General features: G+C 35.4%; 21 protein-coding genes, 1 tRNA gene and 6 pseudogenes. 13 read left to right on the top strand and 15 right to left on the bottom strand.

All coding sequences use genetic code 11. The features are described 5' to 3' along the window. Positions 1–11: 11 nt before the first annotated feature. The 3 genes from HF197_RS04045 to truB are packed head-to-tail and all read right to left on the bottom strand — an operon-like array spanning position 12 to position 2,157. Positions 12–341: a hypothetical protein gene (locus tag HF197_RS04045; RefSeq protein ID WP_168464051.1), complete on the bottom strand. Its 330-nt coding sequence runs from the start codon at positions 339–341 to the stop codon at positions 12–14. A 33-nt stretch (positions 342–374) separates the two neighbouring features. Further along, a complete protein-coding gene (locus tag HF197_RS04040) occupies positions 375–1,331 on the bottom strand; it encodes an IS5 family transposase (protein WP_168463866.1) in 957 nt (318 codons plus the stop codon). A 43-nt stretch (positions 1,332–1,374) separates the two neighbouring features. Beyond that, on the bottom strand, positions 1,375–2,157 hold the full coding sequence (truB, locus tag HF197_RS04035) for a tRNA pseudouridine(55) synthase TruB (RefSeq protein ID WP_168464367.1): 783 nt from the start codon (positions 2,155–2,157) through the stop codon (positions 1,375–1,377). A 145-nt stretch (positions 2,158–2,302) separates the two neighbouring features. On the opposite strand from truB, the gene HF197_RS04030 reads away from it, so the two are divergent. Continuing rightward, positions 2,303–2,878, top strand: a complete 576-nt coding sequence (locus HF197_RS04030) for a hypothetical protein (RefSeq protein WP_168464366.1) — start codon at positions 2,303–2,305, stop codon at positions 2,876–2,878. Positions 2,879–2,929: 51 nt separating this feature from the next. Next, positions 2,930–4,302 (top strand): annotated as a pseudogene (tnpC, locus tag HF197_RS04025) (IS66 family transposase). A gap of 49 nt (positions 4,303–4,351) precedes the next feature. Here tnpC (HF197_RS04025) and HF197_RS04020 read toward each other — a convergent pair. Beyond that, positions 4,352–4,428 (bottom strand) — tRNA-Arg (locus HF197_RS04020). A gap of 88 nt (positions 4,429–4,516) precedes the next feature. Here HF197_RS04020 and HF197_RS04015 point away from each other — a divergent pair. The 3 genes and pseudogenes from HF197_RS04015 to tnpC (HF197_RS04005) all read left to right on the top strand — a co-directional run bounded on the left by HF197_RS04015 (position 4,517) and on the right by tnpC (HF197_RS04005) (position 7,044). Beyond that, positions 4,517–5,269, top strand: coding sequence for an ABC transporter ATP-binding protein (locus HF197_RS04015; protein ID WP_168464365.1), 753 nt, complete (start codon positions 4,517–4,519; stop codon positions 5,267–5,269). Positions 5,270–5,377: 108 nt separating this feature from the next. Next, a complete protein-coding gene (gene tatA, locus HF197_RS04010) occupies positions 5,378–5,545 on the top strand; it encodes a twin-arginine translocase TatA (RefSeq protein WP_168464364.1) in 168 nt (55 codons plus the stop codon). A 138-nt stretch (positions 5,546–5,683) separates the two neighbouring features. Next, positions 5,684–7,044 (top strand): annotated as a pseudogene (gene tnpC, locus HF197_RS04005) (IS66 family transposase). A gap of 81 nt (positions 7,045–7,125) precedes the next feature. Here the strand turns inward: tnpC (HF197_RS04005) and HF197_RS04000 are convergent. Genes HF197_RS04000 through atpD form a run of 3 tightly spaced genes read right to left on the bottom strand, consistent with a single transcriptional unit; the run spans position 7,126 to position 9,759 of the window. Beyond that, positions 7,126–7,962, bottom strand: a complete 837-nt coding sequence (locus tag HF197_RS04000) for a hypothetical protein (protein WP_168464363.1) — start codon at positions 7,960–7,962, stop codon at positions 7,126–7,128. A gap of 1 nt (position 7,963) precedes the next feature. Beyond that, positions 7,964–8,305 carry a F0F1 ATP synthase subunit delta/epsilon gene (locus HF197_RS03995; RefSeq protein WP_168464362.1) on the bottom strand — a complete coding sequence of 114 codons (342 nt, stop codon included), beginning with the start codon at positions 8,303–8,305 and terminating at the stop codon, positions 7,964–7,966. Positions 8,306–8,310: 5 nt separating this feature from the next. Beyond that, entirely contained in the window at positions 8,311–9,759 is a 1,449-nt protein-coding gene (atpD, locus tag HF197_RS03990; protein ID WP_168464890.1) for a F0F1 ATP synthase subunit beta, read from the bottom strand. A 226-nt stretch (positions 9,760–9,985) separates the two neighbouring features. Between atpD and HF197_RS03985 the strand changes: the two genes are divergently transcribed. The 3 genes and pseudogenes from HF197_RS03985 (at position 9,986) to tnpC (HF197_RS03975) (ending at position 12,325) form a co-directional block, all read left to right on the top strand. Next, entirely contained in the window at positions 9,986–10,414 is a 429-nt protein-coding gene (locus HF197_RS03985; protein WP_168464361.1) for a GNAT family N-acetyltransferase, read from the top strand. Next, positions 10,401–10,913 carry an AAA family ATPase gene (locus HF197_RS03980; protein ID WP_168464360.1) on the top strand — a complete coding sequence of 171 codons (513 nt, stop codon included), beginning with the start codon at positions 10,401–10,403 and terminating at the stop codon, positions 10,911–10,913. The genes HF197_RS03985 and HF197_RS03980 overlap by 14 nt, the downstream gene beginning before the upstream one ends. A gap of 51 nt (positions 10,914–10,964) precedes the next feature. Further along, positions 10,965–12,325 (top strand): annotated as a pseudogene (gene tnpC / locus HF197_RS03975) (IS66 family transposase). Positions 12,326–12,461: 136 nt separating this feature from the next. Here the strand turns inward: tnpC (HF197_RS03975) and ubiH are convergent. The 4 genes from ubiH to fsa form a co-directional block, all read right to left on the bottom strand. Then, positions 12,462–13,616, bottom strand: a complete 1,155-nt coding sequence (gene ubiH / locus HF197_RS03970; protein ID WP_168464359.1) for a 2-octaprenyl-6-methoxyphenyl hydroxylase — start codon at positions 13,614–13,616, stop codon at positions 12,462–12,464. A gap of 1 nt (position 13,617) precedes the next feature. Then, positions 13,618–14,613 carry an Mrp/NBP35 family ATP-binding protein gene (locus HF197_RS03965; RefSeq protein WP_168464358.1) on the bottom strand — a complete coding sequence of 332 codons (996 nt, stop codon included), beginning with the start codon at positions 14,611–14,613 and terminating at the stop codon, positions 13,618–13,620. Positions 14,614–14,835: 222 nt separating this feature from the next. After that, the gene (locus tag HF197_RS03955) at positions 14,836–15,687 is read right to left on the bottom strand and encodes an ankyrin repeat domain-containing protein (RefSeq protein ID WP_218938884.1); all 852 of its coding nucleotides are present in this window, start codon (positions 15,685–15,687) and stop codon (positions 14,836–14,838) included. A gap of 139 nt (positions 15,688–15,826) precedes the next feature. Then, on the bottom strand, positions 15,827–16,468 hold the full coding sequence (gene fsa / locus HF197_RS03950) for a fructose-6-phosphate aldolase (RefSeq protein WP_168464356.1): 642 nt from the start codon (positions 16,466–16,468) through the stop codon (positions 15,827–15,829). A gap of 283 nt (positions 16,469–16,751) precedes the next feature. Between fsa and HF197_RS03945 the strand changes: the two genes are divergently transcribed. Next, on the top strand, positions 16,752–17,450 hold the full coding sequence (locus tag HF197_RS03945) for an alpha/beta hydrolase (protein ID WP_168464355.1): 699 nt from the start codon (positions 16,752–16,754) through the stop codon (positions 17,448–17,450). A gap of 311 nt (positions 17,451–17,761) precedes the next feature. Continuing rightward, positions 17,762–18,004 (top strand): GH25 family lysozyme, encoded by a 243-nt coding sequence (locus HF197_RS03935; RefSeq protein ID WP_168464353.1) that lies wholly within the window; start codon positions 17,762–17,764, stop codon positions 18,002–18,004. On the opposite strand, the pseudogene tnpC (HF197_RS07555) reads toward HF197_RS03935, so the two are convergent. Together tnpC (HF197_RS07555) and secF are read right to left on the bottom strand one after the other, a co-directional pair. Beyond that, positions 17,991–19,352 (bottom strand): annotated as a pseudogene (gene tnpC, locus HF197_RS07555) (IS66 family transposase). The gene HF197_RS03935 and the pseudogene tnpC (HF197_RS07555) sit on opposite strands and share 14 nt — an antisense overlap. Before the next feature lie 590 nt (positions 19,353–19,942). Then, positions 19,943–20,809 carry a protein translocase subunit SecF gene (gene secF / locus HF197_RS03925; protein ID WP_168464352.1) on the bottom strand — a complete coding sequence of 289 codons (867 nt, stop codon included), beginning with the start codon at positions 20,807–20,809 and terminating at the stop codon, positions 19,943–19,945. 149 nt (positions 20,810–20,958) lie between these two features. Here secF and HF197_RS03920 point away from each other — a divergent pair, with 149 nt between their 5' ends. Beyond that, positions 20,959–21,582 carry a 50S ribosomal protein L25/general stress protein Ctc gene (locus HF197_RS03920; protein ID WP_168464351.1) on the top strand — a complete coding sequence of 208 codons (624 nt, stop codon included), beginning with the start codon at positions 20,959–20,961 and terminating at the stop codon, positions 21,580–21,582. Next, a complete protein-coding gene (gene pth, locus HF197_RS03915; protein ID WP_168464350.1) occupies positions 21,582–22,151 on the top strand; it encodes an aminoacyl-tRNA hydrolase in 570 nt (189 codons plus the stop codon). The genes HF197_RS03920 and pth overlap by 1 nt, the downstream gene beginning before the upstream one ends. Here the strand turns inward: pth and tnpC (HF197_RS03910) are convergent. Further along, positions 22,148–22,921: pseudogene (gene tnpC, locus HF197_RS03910) on the bottom strand (IS66 family transposase); the annotation flags it as partial. The gene pth and the pseudogene tnpC (HF197_RS03910) overlap by 4 nt on opposite strands. Positions 22,922–23,009: 88 nt before the next feature. Here tnpC (HF197_RS03910) and HF197_RS03905 point away from each other — a divergent pair. After that, positions 23,010–23,966 carry an IS5 family transposase gene (locus HF197_RS03905; protein WP_168463866.1) on the top strand — a complete coding sequence of 319 codons (957 nt, stop codon included), beginning with the start codon at positions 23,010–23,012 and terminating at the stop codon, positions 23,964–23,966. A gap of 48 nt (positions 23,967–24,014) precedes the next feature. Here HF197_RS03905 and HF197_RS03900 read toward each other — a convergent pair. Next, positions 24,015–24,607, bottom strand: a pseudogene (locus HF197_RS03900) (DUF6444 domain-containing protein); the annotation flags it as partial. Positions 24,608–24,620 lie beyond the last annotated feature (13 nt).

The raw sequence follows: 24,620 nt of genomic DNA, 5'->3' as shown, positions 1-24,620 counted from the left end.
TACTCTTTATTTTACCGCCCGGCTGAATGGATACATAAATTTCCCAAATGATTACAAAAAGCTAGTTTATACTCACTTAGGCCAGTTTGAATTACTTTGAGAAAGTGAAAATCTTTTGGAATTAATGTATTGCTACCAGTTACGTGGTTTCTTATGTAAAGATTATCACCTTTGAAAAAATATCCAATTTCTAAAAACTTTGCGACAGTCACTTCTTCTCCCTCTACTTCTAGGACAATTTTTGCCTCTTTCGTATTTTCAGCACCTGGCACAATTTTCAATAAAGACTTTCTCTGCAATGCTTCAGTGTCTCTTCTTGACTTAAAATGGCTTTGTTGCATCGCTCTTTGGATAGGAGGCAATGCATAATAAATTCATGAAGCTATCTCAAATTTAGCCATGCCTATTTCAGTAAATTTGTTCAGCAAATAACACTTGAGTAGCATTTCTTTCTCACGGTTAATCTCAGATTTGTTCCTAAAACTAAACCCAAATGTTTGCTTCAGTCGCGAGAAAAAACTTTCTATATAAGATCTCTTCCCATAATTTATCTCTTTTTTCCACTTCTTCATACCATCTTCACCATATGACTTTATGAGCTTGATTGTAGAATTTCTCTCAGCCATATAATCCAGCTTTGGATGCTCCACTGCATTGTTTTGCAGAGGAATTTTTGTCTTTATGCCAAGCTCATTGCACAATTTGTATAACTTCTTTCGATTATATGCTCTGTCTGCATATAGTGTGCTTATATTGTATTTAGCATTAGCCCTTGCAATAAGATCACAGGCTCCATAGTGGTCAGAATAAACTCCACTACTGTATTTTGCAGCTATGACTTTTTTGCTACCTATCTCCAGCATTACATGCAATTTTCTTGTTTGCTTATAGCCACGGTACTTTCTATCTGTACCGTTTGCCTTACTATGGCCTGGAATATTATTGTAGATGCTTATTCCAGTGCTATCTATGGCGATCTCAATATTTTCCATACTGTTTTTATCATGTCTTCGATCATTAATTTTTAAGTTAAGCTTTTTGAATCTTCTGGAAGCCTGGGAATAGCTGATAACTTGCAAATTTTTTCCTATTTGCTCAAGGTATCCCGCTATAAACCCCACCGTTTGTCTTAGGCCTATTCTAAACAAATAAGTTATTATGTGAATTAGAATTACGACTTTATCACTATAAATATTGTTGCTACCGGCCATTTTGGGACTTTTTTCGTACCAATTTTCTATGGCATCGTTGACGTAATAAAAAATATTTCCTCTTTCTTGGAGAAATTTGTTATATTCGTAGCAGTTACTGACTTTCATTTTGACTGGCATATTTTTCCTTTGTCGGTTAAATGCCTGTTTATAATGAATTTTGTCAGTAACTCCCAGTTCTTTTTACTTTAGCTATGCAACAAAGCCATTCCAGTGTCTGGGCACTAGGATTACACTCCTTCGTGGACAATTGGCCTAAAAATGCAACATTCGTACAGTTCTGTGTCAAACACTGAGATGACATCGTATCGTATTGCTCAATCTTCACTGACTCACTCTCTCTAAAATCACCTACCATAGTCCTTCTTAATCTTGTAATGTGCCCAAAGCAATTTAATAGAATGCCAAGATCTCGAGCAATTGATCGCACATACACGCCACTGCCGCATACCATAGAAAAATCAGCAGTATTACTCTCATTATCTGTGGAAATTAATTTTATTTCATATATGCGCACCAAACGAGGCTCAATATTTACTTTTTGCCCTCTTCTTGCTAATTTGTATGATCTTGCTCCGTGAATTTTTACTGCCGAAAATTGTGGAGGAGTTTGTGCAATCGTGCCAATAAAATTTTTAATAGCTTGGTTTATTTGATCATACTTTGGTTTAATGGTGCTAGTTTTAATAACTTCGCCATCCAAATCATCGGTAGTTCGTTGCTCTCCCCATTTTATCGTAAAATCATATGCTTTCAAGTCACAAGATAAATATGGTATGGTTTTTGTTGTTTCGCCAAGAGCAATTGGTAGCACTCCTGTGGCTAAAGGGTCAAGCGTTCCCAAGTGGCCAGCTTTTTTTATGCCAAAGATTTTTTTAATTTTAGTAACTGCCTGTGCAGAGCTAATTCCTATTGGTTTATCAAGATTTAGCCAGCCGTGCATCATGCATTAACTATACACAGCTGACAATAATTTAGAAAGAAAACTTAAATATATATTTATTAAGGAATAATTTTAAGAAAGTATTGACTTACATGTATTATTAAGGTATATTTAATTTTTATTAACCTTTTATTAAGGAGAGTTTATTATGCCACGTCAAAATAATATAAATGCACCAAGCATATGGAAATGGAAAAATACTGCACCTATAGGAAAAACTGCTGGGGAAGGTTTTCTTATACTTGGTGGTTGCTTAGCAGCAGGTATCGCAATAGCAGCTACTGCAGGTGCAACTATACCTACATCTTTAGCACCTTTTATCATATTTGCTAGCCCTCTATTTACTAATCCTGTTGGGATTATAGTTTTACTTACTATTACTGGTTACCTTGTTTCAAGATTTATTTCTTCATGGAAGCAAATGAAGACGAATGAGAGAATTGAAGCACACATTAAAGACGTAAACGCAGTTAACAAATTCATTTCTGACATTATTGGTAATGAACTAAAAAGCGGTGAAATTGTTCAACAAGATGATGGATTACACATAGACCTTCGTGGTCATGATCATAATACATTCACAGCTAATAAAACTGTTGGTAATGACGTTGTTCTGAATGTATTCTTTGGAGATAAGAGTGCTAAAATTGAGTTCAAGCATGAGAGTGATGCTCAAAACGTTGGTATTCACGCATTGTATCCATTCAGCCGGGCGGTAAAATAAAGAGTAGACAAGGAATGCTAAAAAGGTAGACTAGAGTGGCTGTGAGGTAATATGGTTGATCTTTTAGAATTTTGCGAAAGTTTAAGCAGACTATAGAAAAGTTAGAAACAAAAATAGAAGAGCTTAAAGCAGAAAATAAAGCGCTAAGGATCGAAAACGCTGAGTTAAAAGAAAGGCTTGGCTTAAGTTCAAAAAATTCATCTATACCAAGCTCCAAAGAATTATATAAGATGAGGGAAAATAAGCCAAAAAGTGACAGGAAAGTAGGAGCACAGGTTGGACATAAAGGCAGTTACCGCCCTAAAATGGAGGCAGATGAGATGGTAAAAATAGAACTGCCCAATACGTGTGAGTGCGGAGGAGAAATTGCGGTATCAAAAGATCCGTATACTCATCAAAAGGTCGATTTGCCGGAAATCAAGCCGTATGTAGTTGAATATCAACTAGAGCATGGACGTTGCAAAAGATGTGGAAAAAGAAAAAGTAGCAAGCTACAAGAAGGAGTAACTGCGGACACATTTGGTCCAAGAGTTAAGTCAGTAATTGCAGCATTAAGTGGATTTTACAAGAATTCGAAAAAAGAAGTGGCAAATATTATAAAGGACATTTTCAACCTGGATATCAGCGTCGGTAGTGTATCAAATAGCGAGGCTAGAGTGGCAGAAAAATGCCAAGAAGCATATGAGCAAATTGAGGAAGAGGTAAGCAAGAGCAAAATTTTACATATCGATGAAACTAGCCATTACAACAAAGGTAAACAGGGCTGGTGCTGGATGTTTGCGAGCAAAATAGGAAGTGTGATCAAATTGACAGAGTCAAGAGGGATGAAAGTCCTGGAAAATAGTAAATTTGGAAAGAATAACAACCTAGTAGTGACCAACAGATATGCAGCTTACAACTACTTTTCCAGCAAGAAAAGGCAGGTCTGTTGGGCACATTTAGCAAGAGATTTTGAAAGGTTGTCTCATAGTTGGAATAGCGAAGTGAAAGTTTTGGGGTATTATTTAAGGAATGTTGCTACTGAATTATTTGCATTGAAAAAAGCTCTGTTAAAGGATGAAATAGACACATTAAGGTTCATAAGAAGAGCAAGAAAATTACGCAAGCGAACGAGATATTACTTAAAGAATATATCAAATTTACCCGAGGCAATTGGAGCGTCTCGAGTAGCAAAAAATATCATGAAATCGGATCTGATGATGTGGAAATTTTTGGACGATCCAGAAAATATTCCACTGACAAACAACTATGCTGAGCGACAGATTCGGCATTACGTTGTTTACCGAAAAGTTTCATATTTTACACAATCGAAACGGGGAAATATGTTTCTTGAGAGGATAATTTCATTGTACTTGACTTGGAGGCAAAAGAAGTTAAATCCTTTTCAAAACTACTGGCTATTGCTTCTTAAGCCATACACCTGAATGGATACGTAGCTTCATTGGTAAATTTGTTTCTATGCAAATTCTTGAATGGTGGGACTAGTGCGATTCGAACGCACGGCCTTCGGATTAGGAATCCAACGCTCTATCCTACTGAGCTATAGTCCCATATTTTTCTGTATTGCCAAACTTATGATGGCACACTTTGCATTTCTTAATTATAATACTAAATAACATGGTTTAAGTTAAGAGATTAATGCTAGTTAACAACATTAGTTATTTTTATAATAATCAAGACGATTTTGCCTTGAGTAACATAAACATTGAAGTTAAAAAAGGAAATGTTGTTTGTTTATTAGGACATTCTGGTTGTGGTAAGTCGACGATTTTAAAGTTAATTACAGGCATAGAAAATCCAAAGTCAGGAACCATTTTTATAAATGATAGATTAGTTGCAGGTAATAAGACATCGATTGCTATAGAAGATAGGAATGTAGGGTTGATTTTTCAGCATTCTGCACTGTTTCCTCATAAAACAGTAGTAGAAAATATAACATTTGCGGTAAAAAATGTTTCTAAAGCAGAAAAATATAAAATTGCGCTGAGCATTTTGCAGCTACTAAATATAGAAAAATATGAGAATATGTACCCTAATGTTCTATCAGGTGGGCAGCAGCAATTAGTTGCAATAGCAAGAGTGATGGCACAAAATCCTGAAGTTGTATTACTAGATGAACCATTCTCGAATTTAGATATACTGCTAAAGCGTCGGATAAGACAGCATATATTATCTCTTTTTAGGAGAAAGAATATTCCTGTGCTGATGGTTACTCATGACCCACAAGAGGCGTTGGAAGTTGCTGATTTTATTTATGTGATGAGAGATGGTCGAATTATTCAATCGGGAATTTCCAGTGATATATATAATCAACCCAAAGATGATACTCTAGCAAGATTTTTTAGTGATCTTTCATCAACTGTACAGTTAAGCAAATTTAATTTACTTTGAGAAAGCAGTAAGCAAAAATCTTGATCTTTTATGAAATAAAAGTGATATAATATATGTTACTTGATTCAAGTCAAGTATGAGTATTTTATTTATTTTATGGAGGTGTAAATGAGTTTAGGACCATGGCAATTGTTTCTAGTCTTAATAATAATATTAGTTCTGTTTGGTGCAGGTAAAATGCCGCAAGTTATGCGTGATTTGGGAAAGGGTATTAAAAATCTCAAGCAAGAGCTTAAAGATTCAGATAAACTCTCCTCTAACGAACCAGATCGTTAGCTTTTTTATATCTCGTGGCACGCACTTTAGGTGTGTGCCATTCACTTAATTTGAATATTGTATCCATTCAGCCGGGCGGTAAAATAAAGAGTAGACAAGGAATGCTAAAAAGGTAAACTAGAGTGGCTGTGAGGTAATATGGTTGATCTTTTAGAATTTTGCGAAAGTTTAAGCAGACTATAGAAAAGTTAGAAACAAAAATAGAAGAGCTTAAAGCAGAAAATAAAGCGCTAAGGATCGAAAACGCTGAGTTAAAAGAAAGGCTTGGCTTAAGTTCAAAAAATTCATCTATACCAAGCTCCAAAGAATTATATAAGATGAGGGAAAATAAGCCAAAAAGTGACAGGAAAGTAGGAGCACAGGTTGGACATAAAGGCAGTTACCGCCCTAAAATGGAGGCAGATGAGATGGTAAAAATAGAACTGCCCAATACGTGTGAGTGCGGAGGAGAAATTGCGGTATCAAAAGATCCGTATACTCATCAAAAGGTCGATTTGCCGGAAATCAAGCCGTATGTAGTTGAATATCAACTAGAGCATGGACGTTGCAAAAGATGTGGAAAAAGAAAAAGTAGCAAGCTACAAGAAGGAGTAACTGCGGACACATTTGGTCCAAGAGTTAAGTCAGTAATTGCAGCATTAAGTGGATTTTACAAGAATTCGAAAAAAGAAGTGGCAAATATTATAAAGGACATTTTCAACCTGGATATCAGCGTCGGTAGTGTATCAAATAGCGAGGCTAGAGTGGCAGAAAAATGCCAAGAAGCATATGAGCAAATTGAGGAAGAGGTAAGCAAGAGCAAAATTTTACATATCGATGAAACTAGCCATTACAACAAAGGTAAACAGGGCTGGTGCTGGATGTTTGCGAGCAAAATAGGAAGTGTGATCAAATTGACAGAGTCAAGAGGGATGAAAGTCCTGGAAAATAGTAAATTTGGAAAGAATAACAACCTAGTAGTGACCGACAGATATGCAGCTTACAACTACTTTTCCAGCAAGAAAAGGCAGGTCTGTTGGGCACATTTAGCAAGAGATTTTGAAAGGTTGTCTCATAGTTGGAATAGCGAAGTGAAAGTTTTGGGGTATTATTTAAGGAATGTTGCTACTGAATTATTTGCATTGAAAAAAGCTCTGTTAAAGGATGAAATAGACACATTAAGGTTCATAAGAAGAGCAAGAAAATTACGCAAGCGAACGAGATATTACTTAAAGAATATATCAAATTTACCCGAGGCAATTGGAGCGTCTCGAGTAGCAAAAAATATCATGAAATCGGATCTGATGATGTGGAAATTTTTGGACGATCCAGAAAATATTCCACTGACAAACAACTATGCTGAGCGACAGATTCGGCATTACGTTGTTTACCGAAAAGTTTCATATTTTACACAATCGAAACGGGGAAATATGTTTCTTGAGAGGATAATTTCATTGTACTTGACTTGGAGGCAAAAGAAGTTAAATCCTTTTCAAAACCTACTGGCTATTGCTTCTTAAGCCATACACCTGAATGGATACCTATTTACTTATATAAAAAATTATGGAAAAAGCTGGAGCTTAGAAACTTAGTTGCAGTACTCAGTTGCCCCACATTTCCTGTTCCACATAACTAGTATCAACACCACTATCAATATCACTATCTAAAGTAAAGTCACTCACCCCTTTACCATACCGATAATCTATAATTTCTTGATTGGAATGATCAATACAATATTGCAATAAGGCTTTTAGTACTCCAGCACTGTCTTGATCTAGGTCAAAATCACTGAATTCAAATTTCAGCATGTCTTTTATATTCCCTTCTCTACACAGTACACATATCTTAGCCAAGGCACTTTCATTTTCTTGACTGGAAACATTAAGAAAGTAAGGGTTAACTATTTCACTAAACTGTTTCCCTACCTCCTCAAGGGAATTTTCAGAATTTAATTCTAATATTACCTTAAAAATTGTATGACCAAGAAAGCTATGAAATTTAGTGTACAAGCCATCTTCAACAATCCCTTTTATAAAATTAATTGCGTCATTTACTTCAACATCAGGGCGAGACTCAAATATAGCTTCAAATATTCCATGACAATTATTAATATCAAAGCTAATTACTTTTTCCATAAAGTCTACAACCTCTTTCAAAGAAAGTTTCGGCTGATTCTTTAAAATAACCTCTAGATTTTTGACAAAATTGTACTGACGGTAACTAAGAGAATAACTTTCTCCACTACCATTCACTTGATAGTACATGATAATAAGTGGCTCTATAGTATTCTTATGGAAATAATCAGAATAGAGTCCTTTTAACCCGTCAAAACCTTCTTCTACTTCCTCATTTGATAATTCTGAACGAAATTCTTTGATTATTTTGTGTATTATCTTGTCAACATTGTCCATATTCACTCCTACATCTTTTGCCGGCAAGTTATCTCTGTCTATCATCAAGATATCCTATATACGCATTAATTCTCTTGCTTTTAAGTAATTCCTCATCATAAATTGAACTATCAAAACTCTGAATTTGGTTTGCTAAAATATTGCAATTATTATCTGCAACTTCCAATATTCCATTATCAATTATAACCCTACTTTCTGTTTGATCACTCATTTTAATAGTAATCACACTAGGTAATAAATAAATCATATAAGGAGAATAATTAGCTAAAATTACAAGCTCTCCTTCCAATCCATTTACTGAAATGGAAATTACTTTATCAAATGAAATCTTATCATCAGGAGAAAGTAGTTGTACTTTAAAAGTGCTCATAAACTTTAATTTTTAGTTCCTGCTGCAGTTTCAGCTTTGATCGACTCAGCCTTTTTTTTTATAACTTCATCTATGCTTCCTACCATATAAAAAGCAGCTTCAGGCAAGTGATCATATTTACCCTCAACAATTCCCTTAAAGCTGGAAATAGTATCAGAAAGCGAAACAAATTTACCAGGCATGCCAGTAAATATTTCTGCAACATGAAAAGGTTGAGAAAGAAACTTTTGAATTTTTCGCGCCCTATCAACAATAATTTTATCTTCATCAGATAATTCATCCATTCCAAGTATTGCAATAATATCCTGTAAAGACTTATAGGTCTGTAATATACGCTTAACTTCAGAAGCAACTTTATAATGTTCTTCACCAATTATATCAACAGATAAGGATTGAGAAGTTGAATCAAGCGGATCAACTGCAGGGTATATTCCCATTTCAGCTATCTGCCTTGATAATACTGTAGTTGCATCAAGGTGAGAGAACGTAGTTGCAGGAGCTGGATCCGTTAAATCATCTGCAGGAACATATATTGCCTGCACAGAGGTAATAGAACCAGCAGTGGTTGAAGCAATTCTTTCTTGCATTCCTCCCATATCAGTTGCAAGAGTTGGTTGATAACCAACCGCAGATGGTATTCTCCCAAGCAACGCAGAAATCTCAGAACCAGCTTGAGTAAAGCGGAAAATATTATCCACAAAAAACAAAATATCTTGATTTTCACGATCGCGAAAATACTCAGCCATTGTTAGTGCTGTTAAAGCAACTCTAGCTCTTGCTCCAGGAGGTTCGTTCATTTGACCATAAACTAAAACAGCCTGAGATTTTTCTTGTTCATCTATATCTATTACATTTGAAGTAATCATCTCATGGTAAAGATCGTTACCTTCACGTGTTCTTTCACCTACCCCAGCAAATACAGAAAATCCTTTATGTGCCTTTGCTATATTATTAATTAATTCCATTATTAGAACTGTTTTACCAACACCAGCTCCACCAAATAAGCCGATCTTTCCTCCTTTAAGGTAAGGCGCAAGAAGATCAATAACTTTTATCCCTGTCACCAAAACTTCTTCCTGTATCCTCTGTTCAGTAAAACTTGGCGGTGCTCTGTGTATCGGCTCTAAATCACATTCTCCACTTAATGGACCACGTTCATCTATAAGCTCCCCAACAACATTAAATATTCTTCCTAAGGTTGGACGACCAATTGGCACTGATATTGGCGCACCAGTATCAATAAATTCATCGCCACGTGATAAGCCATCTGTGCTGTCCATAGCAATACAACGGACTATATTATCACCTATATGCTGTGAAACTTCTAAAACCAGTTCCTTATCTCTATATTTCTGCTTACTTTTCAGAGCATCAAATATCTTAGGTAACTTATCACCTTCAAATTTTAAATCAACAACTGATTGAGTTATTTTAACTGCTCGACCTATGCTCATCTTTTCACCTAACACTATAAAAAAGTTTCCAAAGAACTCCTAAAAAACAAATATTATATTATTAATAGAAATTTTGCAACAATATTTGCTAATTACACTCACAACTGTATGAACATTGTTCGAAAAGGTGTCATTACAGCGCGTGACGCATTACTGTACGAATATTGCGTTTTAGGCCATTTACCAATAAAATGATGTCATCCTTAATATTTTTAAAGAAAATGTTATGACTGCAGGAAATAAGACTACTATAAAGAAAATTTCTCCAGATAATCCTACACTTCCTAATGTGATTCAATGGTCTGTTGGCTGCCCAACTTATGATAAAATTAGACAAGTTATAGAGAGTTACCAAAATGCAAATCAACACCTCATTGGGGCATTTGATTGTGAAAAATTGATTGGCATTGTTGGAATAGAGAAAATTGCACAACAAATCACTATTCGTCATATTAGTGTTTTGCCTAGTTACAGAAAGCGCGGTATAGGTAAGGCAATAATTAACTTTGTTATAAGAAAATTTACCATGCAACAAATAGTCACAGAAACTGATGATGAGGCTGTGGATTTCTATCGGAAGTTTGGCTTTGTATGTTATTCGTTTAATGGAAAATATGGAAATTTGCGCTATAGGTGTTATTATGACTGCAGGTGACACATTATTTGTATTCATCACCGGTGCTTCAGGAGTTGGTAAAACAACTGTTTTGAAAGCCATAGAAGAGAAACTTGAACCTGACGATGTTTCCATCAACTACTTTGACAGCATAGGAGTTCCAAGCACTGAAGAGATGGTGAGGGAATATGGAAGTGGAGAAAAGTGGCAAGAAGCAATGACAAATGCTTGGGTTGAAAAACTATCTAAGGTAGAGGATAGAAAGCTGATTTTTCTTGCAGGACAATTTAATCCTGATTTTGCAATTGAGCCTCTTAAAAAGTTGAACATAGAGAATTATCTCATCATCTGCCTTCATGTCGATAAAGATTTACGAGAACATAGATTGACCAACTTGCGTAACCAACCTGAACTTGCAAATACTGACATGAACAATTGGGCCGAATTTTTAAAAAGAAAGACAACCGAAGTTGGTGGTATAGTGTTACAACCGCTGGATGCCAAAGAAACGTATCCATTCAGCCGGGCGGTAAAATAAAGAGTAGACAAGGAATGCTAAAAAGGTAAACTAGAGTGGCTGTGAGGTAATATGGTTGATCTTTTAGAATTTTGCGAAAGTTTAAGCAGACTATAGAAAAGTTAGAAACAAAAATAGAAGAGCTTAAAGCAGAAAATAAAGCGCTAAGGATCGAAAACGCTGAGTTAAAAGAAAGGCTTGGCTTAAGTTCAAAAAATTCATCTATACCAAGCTCCAAAGAATTATATAAGATGAGGGAAAATAAGCCAAAAAGTGACAGGAAAGTAGGAGCACAGGTTGGACATAAAGGCAGTTACCGCCCTAAAATGGAGGCAGATGAGATGGTAAAAATAGAACTGCCCAATACGTGTGAGTGCGGAGGAGAAATTGCGGTATCAAAAGATCCGTATACTCATCAAAAGGTCGATTTGCCGGAAATCAAGCCGTATGTAGTTGAATATCAACTAGAGCATGGACGTTGCAAAAGATGTGGAAAAAGAAAAAGTAGCAAGCTACAAGAAGGAGTAACTGCGGACACATTTGGTCCAAGAGTTAAGTCAGTAATTACAGCATTAAGTGGATTTTACAAGAATTCGAAAAAAGAAGTGGCAAATATTATAAAGGACATTTTCAACCTGGATATCAGCGTCGGTAGTGTATCAAATAGCGAGGCTAGAGTGGCAGAAAAATGCCAAGAAGCATATGAGCAAATTGAGGAAGAGGTAAGCAAGAGCAAAATTTTACATATCGATGAAACTAGCCATTACAACAAAGGTAAACAGGGCTGGTGCTGGATGTTTGCGAGCAAAATAGGAAGTGTGATCAAATTGACAGAGTCAAGAGGGATGAAAGTCCTGGAAAATAGTAAATTTGGAAAGAATAACAACCTAGTAGTGACCGACAGATATGCAGCTTACAACTACTTTTCCAGCAAGAAAAGGCAGGTCTGTTGGGCACATTTAGCAAGAGATTTTGAAAGGTTGTCTCATAGTTGGAATAGCGAAGTGAAAGTTTTGGGGTATTATTTAAGGAATGTTGCTACTGAATTATTTGCATTGAAAAAAGCTCTGTTAAAGGATGAAATAGACACATTAAGGTTCATAAGAAGAGCAAGAAAATTACGCAAGCGAACGAGATATTACTTAAAGAATATATCAAATTTACCTGAGGCAATTGGAGCGTCTCGAGTAGCAAAAAATATCATGAAATCGGATCTGATGATGTGGAAATTTTTGGACGATCCAGAAAATATTCCACTGACAAACAACTATGCTGAGCGACAGATTCGGCATTACGTTGTTTACCGAAAAGTTTCATATTTTACACAATCGAAACGGGGAAATATGTTTCTTGAGAGGATAATTTCATTGTACTTGACTTGGAGGCAAAAGAAGTTAAATCCTTTTCAAAACCTACTGGCTATTGCTTCTTAAGCCATACACCTGAATGGATACAACCAAATATATTATACATTTTGAGCTACCTTAAGTTATTAATATATATATATTAATAAACTAAAATGGTCAAGGAATTACTAGTATATTTGTATATCACAGTAGTATATAAGCCTCAATGCCCCATAGCATGTTGAATAAAGCGTCTTTTTAGAAAATTTGAGTTTTCAACTGCAATCAAACCTAAGTTTCTTAGCATTTTAGCACACAATATTTTGTTGGAAAATATTCTATTCACTCTGTCAGTTGTAAGTGCCATTGTTAAATTATCAAAATACCTATCACGTGAGATCTTCTTTAATAAATAGCTACTGCCAATATCCATTCCAGCCGCTTTCGCGTCAACTATGTGATTTATAACACTTTCAACATCTCTTATACCAAGGTTAAGCCCCTGGCCCGCCACCGGATGAATTGAGTGCGCTGCATCACCAATTAGTAAAACTCTGCTCCTATACAACTTTCTTGCAAAAGCAAAACTCAAAGGATAAGATTTTCTTTCATTTTCTAATTTAACTTCCCCTAGATAAGAGCCAAATCGTTTTTTAAGTTCCACAGCAAACTCCTCTTCAGATAGGCTCATTAGCATCTTTGAAATTTCAGATTTTTCCGTCCAAACTATCGAAGAGGTATAGCCACCCTTCATTGGTAGAATTGCAAATGGTCCCCCAGGGAAAAAACGTTCAATTGCAAGATTTTGATGATGAAGTTCATGTTTTACATTGCACACTATGCTGTTTTGCCCGTAATTAAACTTTACTATTGGTATAGAGAACAACCCCGGTAGCTGAGAGTTCTTACCTTCAGCACAGATCAATAATGAAGATATTAACTCTTGATCATTATCAAGAATTACTTCTGTATATCCAGCATCACAAGCGATCGTTTTATATGAATGTGGAGAGTATATATTTAACTTATTGAGAAAATTACTATTAATCGCACTCCATATGGTAGCATTATTAATTACATAGCCCATTGGCTCTTCACTAACCATTTTATGATCATAGTGCACAGTGACTGGACTGTTTCCATCTAATATACATATATCAAGTATCGGTTCTGCTTCGTTCTCTATAAGTTGCCAAATTCCTAAACTTTCCAATATTTTTTTCGATCCTTGAGAGATAGCAAATGCTCGATTATCATTAGTTATGCGTGGCAAGCTGTTTTTTTCAATTACAGCAACAGACACAGAGCCCTGACTGAGCCCAATAGCAGTAATAAGGCCGAGCAGTCCACCACCTGAAATAATTACATCATAGTTCATTCTATCCATATATTTTATTTATTATATCTTTAGCAATATTCTTATAGATTTCTACCAAGTCTTTACCCAGCATTAAAGGATCTCCAGAATCGGAAGCTTGACAGATTTGCGTATCTAAAGGGATGTTACCTAAAAGTTTGACATTTAATTCCTCTGACATTTTTTTTGCACCACTTTCACCAAATATGTATATTTTTGAGTTATTTTGAACTAAATAACTCATGTTTTCTATCATACCAATAACTGGCACACTAAGCTTTACAAGCATATCGTAAATCTTACGAGCATCAATCAGAGCAAGTTCCTGTGGAGTTGAAACTATTATCGCTCCAGTTAAGTCAAAATTCTCCATCAGGCTTAAATGGACGTCACCAGTGCCAGGAGGAGTATCAATTATTAAATATTCTATATCAGACCACTTCGTTCCTATCAGCAAATTATAAAGTGCTTTTGTGATCATAGGTCCACGCCATATTACCGCACGATCTTTGTCAATAAAGTAACCAATTGAGATAGTATGCAGTCCGTGCTTTTCTATCGGCATTGCTTTGCCATCCTGTATCTCCGGTTTTAGGTTCTCAGCATCAAGCATTTTAGGAATTGAAGGACCGTATATATCCGCATCAACTAATGCAACTCTATGCTTTAATTTCACTAACGAAAGAGCGAGATTTAATGCAACTGTAGATTTTCCTACACCCCCTTTACCTGAGGCAATAACAATAATATTTTTTACGCCTTTGATGTTTAATTTAGCCTTTCGTTGTGTGGCTTTCCTCTGACTAACAGCAACTACAGTGACTTTTTCTACCCCTGGTATTGCTTTAACAGCTTGTTCGCAACTTTTTCTCAACTCCTCATTTGCTTCAGTAATTTCAAGTGCAAAGTTAACATTTCCGCCTTTAATAATAATTGAAGATACTATATCAATATCTTTATCACTTTTGCACTCTATAACTTTTTTTAAGCTTTTCCTTACAACTTCTTCACTGATCATTTAAGTATCTTTTTCAATACAATCATTAGACTTCTTTCGAAACTCAATTTCTAATGGTAATTTTGTTGTCGAAGCTGAGCTGCGCTCCTTAAATACATTCAAGTATTCTGCGGTACTCGCTTGCGCTTCTCCTAAAAATTTCTCACCATAAATCGGTTTCGCAAGAAGTCTACTATAGATTGTGCTTTTTTGCGCTTGGGAAGCAATAGATATTTGGAAGTGCTACTGATGACCAAGCAACTCAGCATCAACCTCAACGACAGGCTCTAATCTTACGTCGTTTACTCTTGTCTCGACTTCGTTTATTTTTGTCTCAGCCTTTCTTGTCTCTCTAAGTTTATACTCATTTATAGCAAAACCTACAAGAAATACAAAACCTACATAGTATGCAAGAAAAAGTACAAGAAAATCAGTAGCACACAATGCAACACCGATAGAAACAGCAGCTACCACTGCAATACATTTCCTCGCGATTTTTCCATTTGAGTAATCCTCATCAAGTTTCCTTTTTGTAACTTGTAAGAGTGCTAATCTTGTTTCGCTACTGGTTGCAATATCGAGGGGGATTTGCTTTGTAATATCTCTCACTATACCTGAGCTACCCCTTATTTCAATTGAGGTAAGCGCACTATCCTCTTTTAGTAAAGGATTTGCTCCTATATTTACTAAACTCCTAATTACTTCTCCTTTAGCGTTACATCTAGCTGCCAAGTGTAGTAGTGTACTATATGTAGAATATTCACAAGTAGAAACACCATGTACATCCGAATTAACTAGACTACAAGAACTCTTGAATACATAATTTATATCAAAGCCGCTTTTCTTCCACTTTTCATACTCAGATGGGTACTTTCGCGATAAGTCCTTTGCTATACCGCCAATCACGTGAAACCATTCAACATCATACACTGATTCGCCATAATTTTCTTTGATCCTTACGCGCCTTATTAAGTCTGCGCCCACTTCATCTATAGGAAGGTAAAACATAGGCTGGGTCGTTATTACTTGTTCTATATTTTTGAATGCTTTCTCAAAAAATGAGAATTGAATATTGTTTGTCACACCTAGCGCCATATCATTTGTCCATAAAATATACTATTAATAGTATAGAGCAAATTTTTTGTCATACAATTAAATCATTGTTGCGATTCCACTTTGATTACAGAACTGAGCATTAGGAATAATCTTTTCAGGCATTTTCATAATTCTTATATCATTTTCCGCTCCAATCTTTTTCAAATATTGCCAAACCTTGATCGGTAAGTGGATGATTCATTAATTGCCTGAGTATTTTTGCTGGAACAGTTACCGAATCAGCGCCGAGTCTTGCAGCTTCTATAACATGTGCTGGACTCCTCACTGATGCAACAAGGATTTGAGTATCAAAATCATAGTTGGAATATATGGTGCATATATCCTTTATTAAAGATAGACCATCATAACCCACATCATCGAGGCGACCAACGAAAGGGGAAATAAAACAAGCACCGGCCTTAGCGGCAAGCAGTGCTTGTCCAGGAGAAAAACATAACGTAATATTAGCAGGCACGTTATGCTCTGTCAACAACTTTTTACAAGAAATTAATCCATCATGTGTAAGAGGTAACTTCACTACTATATTATCGGCTATTTTCGCTAACTTTAGACCTTCTTTGATCATCTCTTCATGCTTGTTTGCAACAACTTCAACACTAACTGGCCCTTCTATAATGGAACATATTTCACGTATTAAATCCTCATATTTATCTTTATGACCGGATTTAGCTATTAATGAAGGATTTGTTGTTATACCATCAATAAATTCCTTTAACTCTCTAATTTCTTTTAAATCAACACTATCAAGAAAAATTTCCATACTAAGCTCCTATAGCAAAATAACCTTATAAAGTCTTATAACTTATTTATATTTAGGATGCTAGGCTCTATGAACAAAATTTAGAATGAGAAAAAAATAACAAAAATAAAAGATTGCTGTGTTCTTTTGTCAATGAATTACTTGACTTTTACAGTTTTAGGCACTGCCTAAAACCGGCGTGATAAAAAATTTATTGCAAAAACAGTGAAATTAATACATAATTAATATGTAGCTGAACATATAAATCAAGTTCCTATTACACAGGATTTTAGTAGGAGTATACATGGTAGAAGTTTTTTTAAATAACGCAACAGAGAAGATAGAAGGAGAATATCATCAGAGTAAAGACGCTGGTGCACCAGTCGCATTAATTTTACATCATCATCCTCAGTATGGTGGCAACATGGACAGCAAAATGATACAGAGTATATATACATCGTTTGTTGATAATAATTTCTCTGTATTAAAAATTAATTTTCGTGGTGTAGGGAAATCTACTGGAATTTTTGATAAAGGCATAGGGGAGTTAACTGACGCTGCTGTTGCAATTGATTGGCTTCAAGAGCACAACCCTAGCAATGTCCCGATTTGGATTGCTGGCTTTTCTTTCGGAGCGTGGGTAGCAATGCAGCTAACAATGCGTAGGCCAGAAATAGTAGGATTTATTGCACTTTCTATTCCAGCAAGCAAGTACGATTTTTCTTTCCTTTCTCCATGCCCTGTACCTGGACTTATAGTTCAAAGTAGTAATGATGTGATTTCAGAAGAAAGTGATGTAACAGAGTTAGTAAAAAGGTTGATAAACTCAACAAAAAGTGATCTTATGGAATATCATATAATAGATGACACTAATCACTTTTTAAGAGATAAAGAAGAAAAAGTAGTGCAGATTATTTATGATTATATAAAAATGCGCTTGAGCAACACAATTACTTCTTCCAGAAAGATAAAAAAGGAGATAAGAATAAAAGAATACGCTTAGTATTAACAAAAGGGTTTTATTATGTTTAAAAATTTGCTGTTTTTTGTTTTAGCTGTGTTTTTACTATCTGGGTGCTTTTTAAATAAACAACGCAAACTAAAAAGTCCGTGTATTAGAAGCAACATAGGTATTTCATGTGAGTTGCACTCTGTTAATGACCATTGGCTAAATAAATAGATTAGCGATTTTATGGTTTTTTGAACGCTCACAAAGACCATTACCATAAAGTAATTTTTCCGATACTTTCATGCCATATTAGTAATATTTTAATCTCTTGTTGGTAACATGACTTTTTTATCATTGGAGAGCTTATGAAAAACGGAATTGACGTATCTCACTGGGATGGTCCTATTGACTGGAAAAAAATTGCTGCAAATAAAGAGTTTGCTTTTACCAAAGCAACAGAAGGAGCAACTTTTCAAGATGAATCATTTGAAAAAAATCTAACAGGCATGAAAGAAAACAACTTGGAAGCTGGTGCATATCATATCTTCAGAATGACTTCATCTCCTGAAGAGCGTATCCATTCAGGTGTATGGCTTAAGAAGCAATAGCCAGTAGGTTTTGAAAAGGATTTAACTTCTTTTGCCTCCAAGTCAAGTACAATGAAATTATCCTCTCAAGAAACATATTTCCCCGTTTCGATTGTGTAAAATATGAAACTTTTCGGTAAACAACGTAATGCCGAATCTGTCGCTCAGCATAGTTGTTTGTCAGTGGAATATTTTCTGGATCGTCCAAAAATTTCCACATCATCAGATCCGATTTCATGATATTTTTTGCTACTCGAGACGCTCCAATTGCCTCGGGTAAATTTGATATATTCTTTAAGTAATATCTCGTTCGCTTGCGTAATTTTCTTGCTCTTCTTATGAACCTTAATGTGTCTATTTCATCCTTTAACAGAGCTTTTTTCAATGCAAATAATTCAGTAGCAACATTCCTTAAATAATACCCCAAAACTTTCACTTCGCTATTCCAACTATGAGACAACCTTTCAAAATCTCTTGCTAAATGTGCCCAACAGACCTGCCTTTTCTTGCTGGAAAAGTAGTTGTAAGCTGCATATCTGTCGGTCACTACTAGGTTGTTATTCTTTCCAAATTTACTATTTTCCAGGACTTTCATCCCCTCTTGACTCTGTCAATTTGATCACACTTCCTATTTTGCTCGCAAACATCCAGCACCAGCCCTGTTTACCTTTGTTGTAATGGCTAGTTTCATCGATATGTAAAATTTTGCTCTTGCTTACCTCTTCCTCAATTTGCTCATATGCTTCTTGGCATTTTTCTGCCACTCTAGCCTCGCTATTTGATACACTACCGACGCTGATATCCAGGTTGAAAATGTCCTTTATAATATTTGCCACTTCTTTTTTCGAATTCTTGTAAAATCCACTTAATGCTGTAATTACTGACTTAACTCTTGGACCAAATGTGTCCGCAGTTACTCCTTCTTGTAGCTTGCTACTTTTTCTTTTTCCACATCTTTTGCAACGTCCATGCTCTAGTTAATATTCAACTACATACGGCTTGATTTCCGGCAAATCGACCTTTTGATGAGTATACGGATCTTTTGATACCGCAATTTCTCCTCCGCACTCACACGTATTGGGCAGTTCTATTTTTACCATCTCATCTGCCTCCATTTTAGGGCGGTAACTGCCTTTATGTCCAACCTGTGCTCCTACTTTCCTGTCACTTTTTGGCTTATTTTCCCTCATCTTATATAATTCTTTGGAGCTTGGTATAGATGAATTTTTTGAATTTAAGCCAAGCCTTTCTTTTAACTCAGCGTTTTCGATCCTTAGCGCTTTATTTTCTGCTTTAAGCTCTTCTATTTTTGTTTCTAACTTTTCTATAGTCTGCTTAAACTTTCGCAAAATTCTAAAAGATCAACCATATTACCTCACAGCCACTCTAGTTTACCTTTTTAGCATTCCTTGTCTACTCTTTATTTTACCGCCCGGCTGAATGGATACAGGAAATAGAATGGGTAGATATACTTACAAAATTAATAGAAATATTTTAATAATAAAGCATCTTTGTCATATTATGACTTGATCATAATATCTAGTTAAAAAGACCTAGATTCTAGCGTCATGCGCTAGAATGACACCATTTAGAGACACGAGAAAGGTGTTCCAACTAAATAGCACAATTTATATAACCATAAGGAGAAATGTACATGAAAATTCAATTATTAGTAGTGATTAAGAAATTATATTCTTTTTACTGGATACAAGTGTCTGGGCATACATCTGTACGAACATTGTGTTTTAGGCCAGTTGTCTACAAAAGAGTGTCATCCTAGTGCTCGACACTAGGATCCAGAGTCAAAAAACGCTGAATTCCAGCGTGTGACGCTGGAATGATATCCTTTTTACTGGACCCCAGTGTCTAGCACTGGGGTGACAAAGGTGGAGCACTGGGGTAACACACTTTTGTGGGTAACTGGCCTAAAACGTGATGTTTGTACAATTATGTAATAGCTCATTTAGCCATTAAAGCCTTACAAGTCAAAATAGGGGCAGAAATAAAAATTGAAGAGTAGGTTCCGATTAAAATGCCAAAAAAAATAATTAAACTAAAGTCTCTAACCACATCAGTGCAGATTAATATTAATGGAATAGCTGCAAGAAGAGTTGTGCCAGATGTCAATATAGTGCGAGATAATGTGGCATTAATACTGGTATCCACTATTTCCTCCATTTGTTCATTTTCGTTACCTCTCTTATGCTCTCTAATGCGATCATATATAACTACCGAATCATTGATGGAATAACCAATTACGGTAAGCAAAGCAGCAGTTGATGAAATGTTAAATTCAATACCAGACAGGCTAATAAAGCCCAAAGTTAAAATTACGTTGTGAATCAGTGCAGTTACTCCACCAAGCCCGCATTGCCAATTAAATCTAAGCCAAACGTAAAAAAATATCCCAACAATTGCAATGAATATTGATAACATTCCTTCAAATATCTGTGTTGAGCTTACCTGTGGACCAACATAGTCTACTTTACGATAAACTATTGTGTCTCCTAGCTTTTCTTCTATTACGCTCTTTATTTTTTTTATTATGTTCTTATCTCCATCATCTTTAAAACGTATTACTAAATTATCTCCTGCTTTTGAGCTTTGAATTGTAAAATTTTTTAATGCATCAATTATAAGCTGGTCCTTGTCTGAAGATTTCACCTCTATCAAAACCCCACCTGTAAAGTCTATGCCAAAATTCACTCCATGTAATGCAATAGTAAACATGGAAAGAAATGCAAGAATAATACTAACTAATGCAGCAAATTTCTTATACTTGCTAAATCTAATTTTAAGATTATCAGGAATAAACCTAAATGCCATGCTTTTTACTTAGTATCATTGTTTTTATCTTATACATTTTTGAAAAAAATGACTAGGTATTAAATTTTAAATAATGCCAAAAAATGAAGTTTGAAATAAATATTTTTATGTTATATTATATGTTGGATAGAGCTAATTAGGAGCAATTGATGGAGCAACAGATTATCAACGCAGAATTGCGTGATGTAACAGGAAAAAAAGCAATGCATTCTCTAAGAAAAAAGGGGTTTATCCCAGGGATTATATATGGGAAAGGTCATGATAATATCAACGTGACACTATCTGCAAAGGAATTCACAAGACAATATAAAACAGGTGCTCTTTCTGCACATTTAGTAGAGCTAAACATTGCAGGTAAGAAAGAATATGCCCTTGTGCGCGATATTCAATGGCATGTGGTGAAAGATACTGTAGAGCACATTGATTTTCAATTTGTTGATAAAGGCAGTGAAATAAAAATAGATATACCTTTATCGTTTATAAATGAAGAGAAATCTCCAGGATTAAAGCAGGGTGGAGTGCTGAACATTGTGCATCGCTTTCTTACTATTAAATGCTCTCCGGATAAGATACCCCAAGCTATAGAAATTGATTTGTCCGGTAAAATGATCAGTCATTCCATACACATTGATGATATAAGTTTACCAGAAGGTGTGAAACTTGTGGCTAATGAAGAGGAAAATTTCACTCTTGTAACAATTTCTGCGGCAGATAGCAAAATTGAAGAAATGGAACCAGAATCAGAACCAGAAGAAGGGATAGCTGAAGAATAGTGCATCTAATAGTTGGGCTTGGTAACCCTGGTAGCCAATATGAATTAACTTGTCATAATATTGGTTTCATTGTTGTTGATGCAATTTGTAAATATTGGAGTTTTCAGCCATTTTCCAAAAAAGCCGATTATCTGGTAAGTTCTGGCACAATCAACGATGATAAGGTTATTTTACTTAAGCCATACTCATTTATGAACAATTCAGGTATTCCCGTTGCAAAGGTACGAAACTTTTACAAGATTTTGCTGGATAATATCATTGTTATACATGACGATGCTGATTTAGAACTTGGAAGAATAAAAATTAAAAAGGGCGGTAGCTCTGCTGGGCATAATGGACTTAAGTCTATAGACAGTTTTACTAATAATGACTACTGGCGTTTGAGATTCGGAGTGGGGAGACCTGATGATCAAAGAAGTCTCGCAGATTATGTTCTATCAAAATTTTCGAATTTTGATAATTTAATTCCTTTGGTTGAAAAAATAGCAGAAAATATACATTTAATATTACAAAAAAATCATTCCACTTTTATTAAAAATATTCAGTATCCATTCAGGTGTATGGCTTAAGAAGCAATAGCCAGTAGGTTTTGAAAAGGATTTAACTTCTTTTGCCTCCAAGTCAAGTACAATGAAATTATCCTCTCAAGAAACATATTTCCCCGTTTCGATTGTGTAAAATATGAAACTTTTCGGTAAACAACGTAATGCCGAATCTGTCGCTCAGCATAGTTGTTTGTCAGTGGAATATTTTCTGGATCGTCCAAAAATTTCCACATCATCAGATCCGATTTCATGATATTTTTTGCTACTCGAGACGCTCCAATTGCCTCGGGTAAATTTGATATATTCTTTAAGTAATATCTCGTTCGCTTGCATAATTTTCTTGCTCTTCTTATGAACCTTAATGTGTCTATTTCATCCTTTAACAGAGCTTTTTTCAATGCAAATAATTCAGTAGCAACATTCCTTAAATAATACCCCAAAACTTTCACTTCGCTATTCCAACTATGAGACAACCTTTCAAAATCTCTTGCTAAATGTGCCCAACAGACCTGCCTTTTCTTGCTGGAAAAGTAGTTGTAAGCTGCATATCTGTCGGTCACTACTAGGTTGTTATTCTTTCCAAATTTACTATTTTCCAGGACTTTCATCCCTCTTGACTCTGTCAATTTGATCACACTTCCTATTTTGCTCGCAAACATCCAGCACCAGCCCTGTTTACCTTTGTTGTAATGGCTAGTTTCATCGATATGTAAAATTTTGCTCTTGCTTACCTCTTCCTCAATTTGCTCATATGCTTCTTGGCATTTTTCTGCCACTCTAGCCTCGCTATTTGATGGCTTTGTTGCATAGCTAAAGTAAAAAGAACTGGGAGTTACTGACAAAATTCATTATAAACAGGCATTTAACCGACAAAGGAAAAATATGCCAGTCAAAATGAAAGTCAGTAACTGCTACGAATATAACAAATTTCTCCAAGAAAGAGGAAATATTTTTTATTACGTCAACGATGCCATAGAAAATTGGTACGAAAAAAGTCCCAAAATGGCCGGTAGCAACAATATTTATAGTGATAAAGTCGTAATTCTAATTCACATAATAACTTATTTGTTTAGAATAGGCCTAAGACAAACGGTGGGGTTTATAGCGGGATACCTTGAGCAAATAGGAAAAAATTTGCAAGTTATCAGCTATTCCCAGGCTTCCAGAAGATTCAAAAAGCTTAACTTAAAAATTAATGATCGAAGACATGATAAAAACAGTATGGAAAATATTGAGATCGCCATAGATAGCACTGGAATAAGCATCTACAATAATATTCCAGGCCATAGTAAGGCAAACGGTACAGATAGAAAGTACCGTGGCTATAAGCAAACAAGAAAATTGCATGTAATGCTGGAGATAGGTAGCAAAAAAGTCATAGCTGCAAAATACAGTAGTGGAGTTTATTCTGACCACTATGGAGCCTGTGATCTTATTGCAAGGGCTAATGCTAAATACAATATAAGCACACTATATGCAGACAGAGCATATAATCGAAAGAAGTTATACAAATTGTGCAATGAGCTTGGCATAAAGACAAAAATTCCTCTGCAAAACAATGCAGTGGAGCATCCAAAGCTGGATTATATGGCTGAGAGAAATTCTACAATCAAGCTCATAAAGTCATATGGTGAAGATGGTATGAAGAAGTGGAAAAAAGAGATAAATTATGGGAAGAGATCTTATATAGAAAGTTTTTTCTCGCGACTGAAGCAAACATTTGGGTTTAGTTTTAGGAACAAATCTGAGATTAACCGTGAGAAAGAAATGCTACTCAAGTGTTATTTGCTGAACAAATTTACTGAAATAGGCATGGCTAAATTTGAGATAGCTTCATGAATTTATTATGTATTGCCTCCTATCCAAAGAGCGATGCAACAAAGCCCTATTTGATACACTACCGACGCTGATATCCAGGTTGAAAATGTCCTTTATAATATTTGCCACTTCTTTTTTCGAATTCTTGTAAAATCCACTTAATGCTGCAATTACTGACTTAACTCTTGGACCAAATGTGTCCGCAGTTACTCCTTCTTGTAGCTTGCTACTTTTTCTTTTTCCACATCTTTTGCAACGTCCATGCTCTAGTTGATATTCAACTACATACGGCTTGATTTCCGGCAAATCGACCTTTTGATGAGTATACGGATCTTTTGATACCGCAATTTCTCCTCCGCACTCACACGTATTGGGCAGTTCTATTTTTACCATCTCATCTGCCTCCATTTTAGGGCGGTAACTGCCTTTATGTCCAACCTGTGCTCCTACTTTCCTGTCACTTTTTGGCTTATTTTCCCTCATCTTATATAATTCTTTGGAGCTTGGTATAGATGAATTTTTTGAACTTAAGCCAAGCCTTTCTTTTAACTCAGCGTTTTCGATCCTTAGCGCTTTATTTTCTGCTTTAAGCTCTTCTATTTTTGTTTCTAACTTTTCTATAGTCTGCTTAAACTTTCGCAAAATTCTAAAAGATCAACCATATTACCTCACAGC

The organism is Wolbachia endosymbiont of Ctenocephalides felis wCfeT (assembly GCF_012277295.1).
GTDB lineage: Bacteria > Pseudomonadota > Alphaproteobacteria > Rickettsiales > Anaplasmataceae > Wolbachia.
The sequence above is the reverse complement of the archived record's forward strand: the minus strand, read 5'-3'. Positions and strand labels throughout refer to the sequence as shown.

Bases quoted from the DNA above. Each gene is read 5' to 3' on its own strand.
- HF197_RS04045 (WP_168464051.1), bottom strand. From the start codon at position 341: ATGCAACAAAGCCATTTTAAGTCAAGAAGAGACACTGAAGCATTGCAG.
- HF197_RS04040 (WP_168463866.1), bottom strand. From the start codon at position 1,331: ATGCCAGTCAAAATGAAAGTCAGTAACTGCTACGAATATAACAAATTT.
- truB (WP_168464367.1), bottom strand. From the start codon at position 2,157: ATGATGCACGGCTGGCTAAATCTTGATAAACCAATAGGAATTAGCTCT.
- HF197_RS04030 (WP_168464366.1), top strand. From the start codon at position 2,303: ATGCCACGTCAAAATAATATAAATGCACCAAGCATATGGAAATGGAAA.
- HF197_RS04015 (WP_168464365.1), top strand. From the start codon at position 4,517: ATGCTAGTTAACAACATTAGTTATTTTTATAATAATCAAGACGATTTT.
- tatA (WP_168464364.1), top strand. From the start codon at position 5,378: ATGAGTTTAGGACCATGGCAATTGTTTCTAGTCTTAATAATAATATTA.
- HF197_RS03995 (WP_168464362.1), bottom strand. From the start codon at position 8,305: ATGAGCACTTTTAAAGTACAACTACTTTCTCCTGATGATAAGATTTCA.
- atpD (WP_168464890.1), bottom strand. From the start codon at position 9,759: ATGAGCATAGGTCGAGCAGTTAAAATAACTCAATCAGTTGTTGATTTA.
- HF197_RS03985 (WP_168464361.1), top strand. From the start codon at position 9,986: ATGACTGCAGGAAATAAGACTACTATAAAGAAAATTTCTCCAGATAAT.
- HF197_RS03980 (WP_168464360.1), top strand. From the start codon at position 10,401: ATGACTGCAGGTGACACATTATTTGTATTCATCACCGGTGCTTCAGGA.
- ubiH (WP_168464359.1), bottom strand. From the start codon at position 13,616: ATGAACTATGATGTAATTATTTCAGGTGGTGGACTGCTCGGCCTTATT.
- HF197_RS03965 (WP_168464358.1), bottom strand. From the start codon at position 14,613: ATGATCAGTGAAGAAGTTGTAAGGAAAAGCTTAAAAAAAGTTATAGAG.
- HF197_RS03955 (WP_218938884.1), bottom strand. From the start codon at position 15,687: ATGGCGCTAGGTGTGACAAACAATATTCAATTCTCATTTTTTGAGAAA.
- fsa (WP_168464356.1), bottom strand. From the start codon at position 16,468: ATGGAAATTTTTCTTGATAGTGTTGATTTAAAAGAAATTAGAGAGTTA.
- HF197_RS03945 (WP_168464355.1), top strand. From the start codon at position 16,752: ATGGTAGAAGTTTTTTTAAATAACGCAACAGAGAAGATAGAAGGAGAA.
- HF197_RS03935 (WP_168464353.1), top strand. From the start codon at position 17,762: ATGAAAAACGGAATTGACGTATCTCACTGGGATGGTCCTATTGACTGG.
- secF (WP_168464352.1), bottom strand. From the start codon at position 20,809: ATGGCATTTAGGTTTATTCCTGATAATCTTAAAATTAGATTTAGCAAG.
- HF197_RS03920 (WP_168464351.1), top strand. From the start codon at position 20,959: ATGGAGCAACAGATTATCAACGCAGAATTGCGTGATGTAACAGGAAAA.
- HF197_RS03905 (WP_168463866.1), top strand. From the start codon at position 23,010: ATGCCAGTCAAAATGAAAGTCAGTAACTGCTACGAATATAACAAATTT.